Genomic DNA, 6,443 nt, shown 5'->3' on the forward strand with positions numbered 1-6,443 from the left:
CGGCCTCTTGCATTGGAACGGTGAAATCCATCAGCGTTTCTGAAAGTGCTGTAGGTCGAATTAGCCTGAAAGGCGTAATCCGACAACCAGACCAACTCACCCAACGCGATTTGTCGGCTTACGCCGCTTCGCGGCTAAGTCGACCTACAAAACCTCGCAACAGCACGCAACCTTTGTGCTCAGAAGAACAACTTCTTGAGTTCAGCGCCCGGGTCTTCAGCACGCATGAAAGCCTCGCCGACCAGGAAACTGTGGATGCCGCTCTTGCGCATCAATTGCACGTCAGCGCTGCTGTGGATACCACTTTCAGTCACCACCATGCGATCACCGGGCACTTGCTGTGACAACGTCAGCGTGGTGTCCAGGCTGGTTTCGAAGGTGTGCAGGTTACGGTTATTGATACCGATCAGCTCGGCGTTCAAGGCCACCGCCCGGTGCAGCTCTTCTTCGGTATGGACTTCCACCAGCACATCGCAGCCAGCGCGCTGGGCAGCATGATACAGCTCATTCATCTGGGCATCGGACAGCGCCGCAGCAATCAGCAATACCGCATCCGCGCCCATGGCCCGGGACTCGAAAATCTGCCACGGGTCGATCATGAAATCCTTGCGCAGCACCGGCAGGTCCACCGCATTGCGGGCCGCACGCAGGTAATGCTCATCACCTTGAAAGAAGTCCTTGTCGGTGAGCACCGACAGGCAGGCTGCGCCGTTGGCTTCGTAGCTACGGGCAATCGACACCGGGTCGAAATCATCACGGATCACCCCCTTGCTGGGGGAAGCCTTCTTGATTTCGGCAATCACCGCCGGCTGGTGGTCTCTCACCCGGGCGAACAGGCTGGCGATAAACCCACGCGACTGTCGCTGGTTCTCTGCCAGGGATTGCAAATCACCGAGGGTGTAATTGTTCTTGCCGACGGCAATCTCTTCCTGCTTGCGGGCGATAATCTTGTCGAGAATAGTGCCTGTGCTCATAACCTCGCTCCTTATGCTGATTCGTCGCCAACCTTGAGGGCCGTGCTGAACTGAGCCAGTTCACGCATGCGTTCTGCGGCCTCTCCATTGTGGATCAGGTCCTCCGCCATGCGTACCCCCTCTTTGTGAGTTCGGGTAATACCGCTGACATAAATGGCAGCGCCGGCGTTCAAGGCAATCATGTCCGCCGCCTTGTTGGCCGCTTCCGTGGTGCGCTTGCTGAAGGCGTCCTTGATCAGCGCCAGGGACGCCGCCGGGTCCGTCACGTCCAGGCCCACCAGGGAATCGGATTCCAGCCCCAGATCCTCCGGTGTCAGGTCGTACTCCTGGACTTCACCGTTCTTGAATTCCGCCACATGGGTGCGCGCGGCCAGGCTGATTTCATCCAGCCCATCCTTGCTGTGTACCACCATGATATGTTCGCCGCCCAACCGGCCCATGACTTCCGCCAGGGGACGACAGAGCTTTTCCGAAAACACCCCCATCACCAGGCGCTGCACGCCGGCAGGGTTGGTCATCGGGCCGAGAATATTGAACAGGGTACGCATACCCAGTTCCTTGCGCGGCCCCACGGCATATTTCATGGCCTTGTGGTGATTCGGCGCAAACATGAACCCCACACCCACATTATCGACACACTTACCAATCTGCGCCGGGTTCAGGTCCAGTGCAATACCGGCGGTTTCCAACAGGTCCGCCGAGCCACTCTGGGAGCTCACTGAACGCCCGCCGTGCTTGGCCACTCGGGCACCGGCTGCAGCGGCCACAAAACTGCTGGCGGTGGACACATTGAACAAATTGGCGCCATCGCCACCGGTGCCGACGATATCGACCAGATACTGGCGGTTCTCCACGGTCACCCCGGTGACCAGCTCGCGCATCACCATGGCCGCACCGGTGATCTCATCCAGGGATTCGCTTTTCATCCGCAGGCCCACCATCAGCGCACCAATCTGCGCATCAGTGGCCCCACCGGTCATCACCTGGCTCATCACATCGCGCATTTCCTCGATGCTCAGATCAATATGGTCGACCACCTTGGCCAGCGCTTGCTGAATATTCATGCCGCGTCCCCCTGCTCGTTGTGCTTTAAAAAATTCTCAAGCAGGGCATGACCGTGCTCACTCAGTATGGATTCGGGATGATACTGAACCCCTTCAATGGGCAGGGTCTTGTGACGCATCCCCATGACCTCATCCACACTGCCATCATCTTTCAACGTCCAGGCCGTCATTTCCAGGCAGTCCGGCAGGCTGTCTTTTTCCACCACCAGTGAGTGGTAACGGGTCGCCGTGTAGGGCGACGGCAAATCACGAAACACCCCCTGACCACTGTGGTAAATCGGCGAGGTTTTGCCGTGCATCACCTGCCGGGCACGCACCACCTGTCCACCAAAGGCCTGACCAATGCTCTGGTGGCCCAGACACACGCCCAGAATCGGCAGTTTGCCGGCAAAATGCTTGATGGCGGCAATGGAAATGCCCGCCTCGTTGGGCGTACAGGGACCAGGGGAAATCATCAGCCGGTCCGGATTGAGAGCCTCAATCTCTTCCAGGCTGATCTGGTCGTTGCGATGCACCAGCACCTCGGCACCCAGCTCTTGCAGATACTGCACCAGGTTGTAGGTGAAGCTGTCGTAATTATCGATCATCAGCACGCGCATTATCGTTGCCCTCCGTCTGCCAGGTTGAGACCACCCAATGCCATGTTCACTGCCCGGAATACCGCCCGGGCCTTGTTCATGGTCTCGTCCCATTCGGATTGCGGCACGGAATCGGCAACGATGCCGGCGCCGGCCTGCACGTACAGACGCTGGTCCTTGATCACAGCGGTGCGGATGGCGATCGCCGTGTCCATATCGCCGTTGAAACCGATATAGCCCACCGCGCCGCCGTAGACACCCCGCTTGGTGGGCTCCAGCTCATCGATGATTTCCATGGCGCGAATCTTGGAAGCCCCGCTCAGGGTGCCTGCCGGGAAGGTAGCGCGCAGCACATCCAGCGGCCCCAATTCTTCACGCAGCTCCCCTTCCACGTTGGACACGATGTGCATGACGTGGGAGTACCGCTCCACCACCATCTGGTCGGAGACATCCACCTTGCCGGCCTTGGAGACCCGGCCGATATCATTGCGGCCCAGATCGATCAGCATCAGGTGCTCGGCGATTTCCTTGGGGTCCGCCAGCAGATCTTTTTCCAGTGCCTGATCTTCCGCCTCATTGGCGCCGCGTTTGCGGGTGCCAGCCAATGGCCGCACGGTAATTCTCCCCTGCTCGGCGCGGGCCAGGATTTCCGGTGACGACCCGGCGATATGGAAGTCATCCAGATCCAGGTAGAACATATACGGGGACGGGTTCAGATAGCGCAGGGCGCGGTACAGATCCAGCGCCGGCGCCTGGAATGGGCAGCTCATGCGCTGGGACGGCACCACCTGCATCACGTCGCCCGCCAGAATGTACTCGCGGATGGTTTCCACACCGGACTTGAAAGCCGCTTCCGGAAATTCATTGTGGAAATCGTTCTCGTCCACCGGCTCCCCGTAAACCGTGTGCTCCGGTTCCGGCAGCGGGGAACGCAGCTGGGTCTCCAACGCATCGAGGCGCTGCTCGGCGCGCATCAGCACACCCTCTTCGGTCGGGTCCACATGCACCACCAGGAACAGCGCCCCGCGCAGGTTATCGAAGACCACCACTTCCTCGGATCGCATCAGCAGGATATCGGGCACGCCCAGCACATCCTCACCGGGCGCCGGCCCCAGGCGTGGCTCGAAAAAGCGCACGCTGTCATAGCCGAAATACCCCACCAGGCCGCCGTTGAAACGGGGCAAGCCAGGCAGATCCGGGCTGCGGTAGGCTTGGCGATAGTCTTCCACCCAGGCAATGGGGTCAGCCACTTCTTCTTGCTGGCGACCGTCCGGGCCATCCACCTGCACCTGTTGCCCGGTGATCCGCACCACCTCGGTGGCCGGCAGGCCGATAATCGAATAGCGCCCCCAGCGCTCGCCGCCCTGTACCGATTCAAACAGGTAGGTGTAAGGGCCTGACGCCAGTTTGCGATAGGCCGACAGCGGAGTATCCAGATCCGCCAGCACCTCGCGAACCACCGGCACCCGGGTATAGCCCTGCCGGGCAAATTGATCCAATTCTTGTGGTGACATGATTGTCCTTAGCATTTCGCTACGGCCCGACTCTCGGGCGGACCGCGATCAAGAGCAATAATTGTAGAGGAAAACGAGCAAAAAGACGTGTCAGTGCAGACACAGAGGGAGCATCACCATCGCCAGCTGGCGGGTGTGGGGAGGAAAAGCGGATTGTCGATCAGGGCACAGTCCAAGGGACGTCCTTTCTCAATCATTGTCGTTGCGGCAATTCTAGCTAATGAAAACGCCAGACGCCAGACGCTGAAAACCCGGAGGAAACTGCTAGACTGGCCTCTTCGATGTGCTCGCAATTTGGCCTCAGGCATTTGCCATCAATCCGGGAGCTCCATGAAAATCCTCGCCCTTTACACCGCCAGCCAGTCTCGCGGCCCGGTGGAAAGCCAGCCAGCCGTGCAGCTGCGCGCTGGCTGCGGCATTGTTGGCGACCGCCATTACCGGCGCAACGCCAAACCGGAAGAGCAAATTACCCTGATCGAATCCGAGGCCATCGCCACCTATAACCGCGAGCATAAGCAGCGGGTCGAGCCGCACACCCTGCGCCGTAATGTGCTGACCGAAGGCGTCGATCTCAACGCCCTGGAAGGTCGGGAATTTCTGCTCGGCAACATTCGCCTGCGCGGTATCGAGCTGTGTGAGCCGTGTTCTGTGGTGGGTCACCTGCTGGCCGGCGATCTGACCCCGCCGCAGGTCATCAAGGCCCTGCTGGGCCGGGGCGGCCTGCGCTGTGAAATTCTCTCCAGTGGCGTGGTTCGTGTAGGCGATAACATTGCCACCCATGTGACCGCCCCCCTGTAGGGCGGAGACCGGCTCACGCCGATGTCGCCCTGCACAACCTTACCCAGGAAGCCTGGCTCGAATGAACGACATGGAAAAGATGGAAACGACGGACCCGATCAAGCAGACCCGCCAATGGCTCGAAGACGTGGTCATCGGCCTGAACCTGTGCCCGTTTGCGCGCAAACCCTTCAACGCCGGCCAGGTACGCCTCACCGTCAGCGACAGCCGTAATGTGGAAACCCTGCTGGGCGACCTGCACGAAGAACTCGACCGGATGGATCGCACCCCGGCAGACGAAATCGACACCACCCTGCTGATCATTACCGATCAACTGCAAGACTTTCTCGATTATAACGACGTACTGGATCTGGCCGACGGCCTGCTGGAACAGCAAGGCTGGGAAGGCACCTACCAAATCGCCAGCTTCCACCCCGCGTACCAGTTCGCCGACACCGCCGTGGACGACCGGGAGAACTACACCAACCGGGCGCCCTACCCGATTCTGCATATCCTGCGCGAAGCCAGCCTGGACAAGGGCCTGGCCAGTTACCCGAACCCGGAGCAGATTCCCGAACGCAATATGGACACCCTCAACGGGCTGACCGAGGCACAGTGGCTCGCCCTGTTTGGCGGCTTGCCGGGGGCCCGGCGGTGAATCTGGATCTTTCCGATATCCTGCTGGTCACGGCGCTGATCGTCATCGGCGCCCTGTTCTGGCGTTCCCACGGCATTCGCGAGCGGGCCCTCACGGCCACCCGGCGCTTCTGCGAGCGGCAGCAGCTGGAGTTTCTGGATGAGAGTGTGGGGCTGGAAAAACTGACCCTGAGCAAAGACCACAACGGCAAACGCCGCATCACCCGCATTTACCGGTTTGAATTCACCGTCACCGGCGGGGAGCGTTACGAAGGGCGCACCGTGGTGCAGGGCGGCGTCACCCAACGGGTAGAATTGCCGCCCCACCGTTACACGCCGCCACCGGAAGAATTGCACTGACTGGCAAGGCCCGGCCTCAGGTTTCGTAGGCGGCCTTGCTGCCATCAAAATTCACCATCCAGGGAATGCCGAAGCGGTCGTTACACATCCCGAAGCGTTCCGCCCAGGGCGTTTCTTCCATGGGCATCTTTATCTCGCCCCCTTCCGCCAGCGCCGCAAACAGGGTTTCCGCCTGCGCCACACTGTCGGCCTGCACACTCAACGTGGTCCCCTGGGCTTTTTCAAAAAACTCAGGCGGACAATCCGAACCCATCAACACAATGCCATCACCTTGCAGGCAAACATGGCAAATATTGTCGTGGGACTCCGGCGGCACCTCGTCCGCCATGGGCGACTCGCCCATGGTCAGCTGAAAGACGATATCCGCGTTCAGGCACTCGGCATAAAACGCGAACGCCTCACGGCAAGTGCCGGGGAAATTCAGGTAGGGGTTAAGACGGATCTTGGACATGGCATCTCTCCTTGAATGACATTAGCTTTCCCTGACTAATCGAACGAGACCACCGCTTTTCGACAGACCGCCCTGTTTTTGCAGGAGCG

General features: G+C 60.0%; 8 protein-coding genes. 3 read left to right on the forward strand and 5 right to left on the reverse strand.

All coding sequences use genetic code 11. The features are described from left to right. Positions 1 to 179: 179 nt before the first annotated feature. Genes trpC through trpE form a run of 4 tightly spaced genes read right to left on the reverse strand, consistent with a single transcriptional unit; the run spans position 180 to position 4,130 of the window. Positions 180 to 974, reverse strand: coding sequence for an indole-3-glycerol phosphate synthase TrpC (gene trpC / locus ADG881_RS06280; RefSeq protein WP_007148915.1), 795 nt, complete (start codon positions 972 to 974; stop codon positions 180 to 182). A gap of 11 nt (positions 975 to 985) precedes the next feature. Further along, on the reverse strand, positions 986 to 2,038 hold the full coding sequence (gene trpD / locus ADG881_RS06285; RefSeq protein ID WP_007151556.1) for an anthranilate phosphoribosyltransferase: 1,053 nt from the start codon (positions 2,036 to 2,038) through the stop codon (positions 986 to 988). After that, positions 2,035 to 2,637 (reverse strand): aminodeoxychorismate/anthranilate synthase component II, encoded by a 603-nt coding sequence (locus ADG881_RS06290; protein WP_156790354.1) that lies wholly within the window; start codon positions 2,635 to 2,637, stop codon positions 2,035 to 2,037. Before ADG881_RS06290 ends, trpD begins: the two co-directional genes overlap by 4 nt. Next, the gene (gene trpE, locus ADG881_RS06295; protein ID WP_039926340.1) at positions 2,637 to 4,130 is read right to left on the reverse strand and encodes an anthranilate synthase component I; all 1,494 of its coding nucleotides are present in this window, start codon (positions 4,128 to 4,130) and stop codon (positions 2,637 to 2,639) included. Before trpE ends, ADG881_RS06290 begins: the two co-directional genes overlap by 1 nt. A gap of 330 nt (positions 4,131 to 4,460) precedes the next feature. Between trpE and ADG881_RS06300 the strand changes: the two genes are divergently transcribed. The 3 genes from ADG881_RS06300 (at position 4,461) to ADG881_RS06310 (ending at position 5,903) form a co-directional block, all read left to right on the forward strand. Further along, the gene (locus tag ADG881_RS06300; RefSeq protein WP_007149743.1) at positions 4,461 to 4,928 is read left to right on the forward strand and encodes an MOSC domain-containing protein; all 468 of its coding nucleotides are present in this window, start codon (positions 4,461 to 4,463) and stop codon (positions 4,926 to 4,928) included. Positions 4,929 to 4,989: 61 nt separating this feature from the next. Then, positions 4,990 to 5,565, forward strand: a complete 576-nt coding sequence (locus ADG881_RS06305; RefSeq protein WP_007149297.1) for a DUF1415 domain-containing protein — start codon at positions 4,990 to 4,992, stop codon at positions 5,563 to 5,565. Further along, the gene (locus ADG881_RS06310; protein WP_007149269.1) at positions 5,562 to 5,903 is read left to right on the forward strand and encodes a DUF3301 domain-containing protein; all 342 of its coding nucleotides are present in this window, start codon (positions 5,562 to 5,564) and stop codon (positions 5,901 to 5,903) included. The genes ADG881_RS06305 and ADG881_RS06310 overlap by 4 nt, the downstream gene beginning before the upstream one ends. A 16-nt stretch (positions 5,904 to 5,919) precedes the next feature. On the opposite strand, the gene ADG881_RS06315 is transcribed toward ADG881_RS06310, so the two are convergent. Continuing rightward, positions 5,920 to 6,354 (reverse strand): VOC family protein, encoded by a 435-nt coding sequence (locus tag ADG881_RS06315; RefSeq protein WP_007148311.1) that lies wholly within the window; start codon positions 6,352 to 6,354, stop codon positions 5,920 to 5,922. Positions 6,355 to 6,443 lie beyond the last annotated feature (89 nt).

The organism is Alcanivorax sp. DG881 (assembly GCF_000155615.1).
Classification (GTDB): domain Bacteria; phylum Pseudomonadota; class Gammaproteobacteria; order Pseudomonadales; family Alcanivoracaceae; genus Alcanivorax.

Coding starts and splice junctions, on each gene's coding strand:
- trpC (WP_007148915.1), bottom strand. CDS start 974: ATGAGCACAGGCACTATTCTCGACAAGATTATCGCCCGCAAGCAGGAA.
- trpD (WP_007151556.1), bottom strand. CDS start 2,038: ATGAATATTCAGCAAGCGCTGGCCAAGGTGGTCGACCATATTGATCTG.
- ADG881_RS06290 (WP_156790354.1), bottom strand. CDS start 2,637: ATGCGCGTGCTGATGATCGATAATTACGACAGCTTCACCTACAACCTG.
- trpE (WP_039926340.1), bottom strand. CDS start 4,130: ATGTCACCACAAGAATTGGATCAATTTGCCCGGCAGGGCTATACCCGG.
- ADG881_RS06300 (WP_007149743.1), top strand. CDS start 4,461: ATGAAAATCCTCGCCCTTTACACCGCCAGCCAGTCTCGCGGCCCGGTG.
- ADG881_RS06305 (WP_007149297.1), top strand. CDS start 4,990: ATGAACGACATGGAAAAGATGGAAACGACGGACCCGATCAAGCAGACC.
- ADG881_RS06315 (WP_007148311.1), bottom strand. CDS start 6,354: ATGTCCAAGATCCGTCTTAACCCCTACCTGAATTTCCCCGGCACTTGC.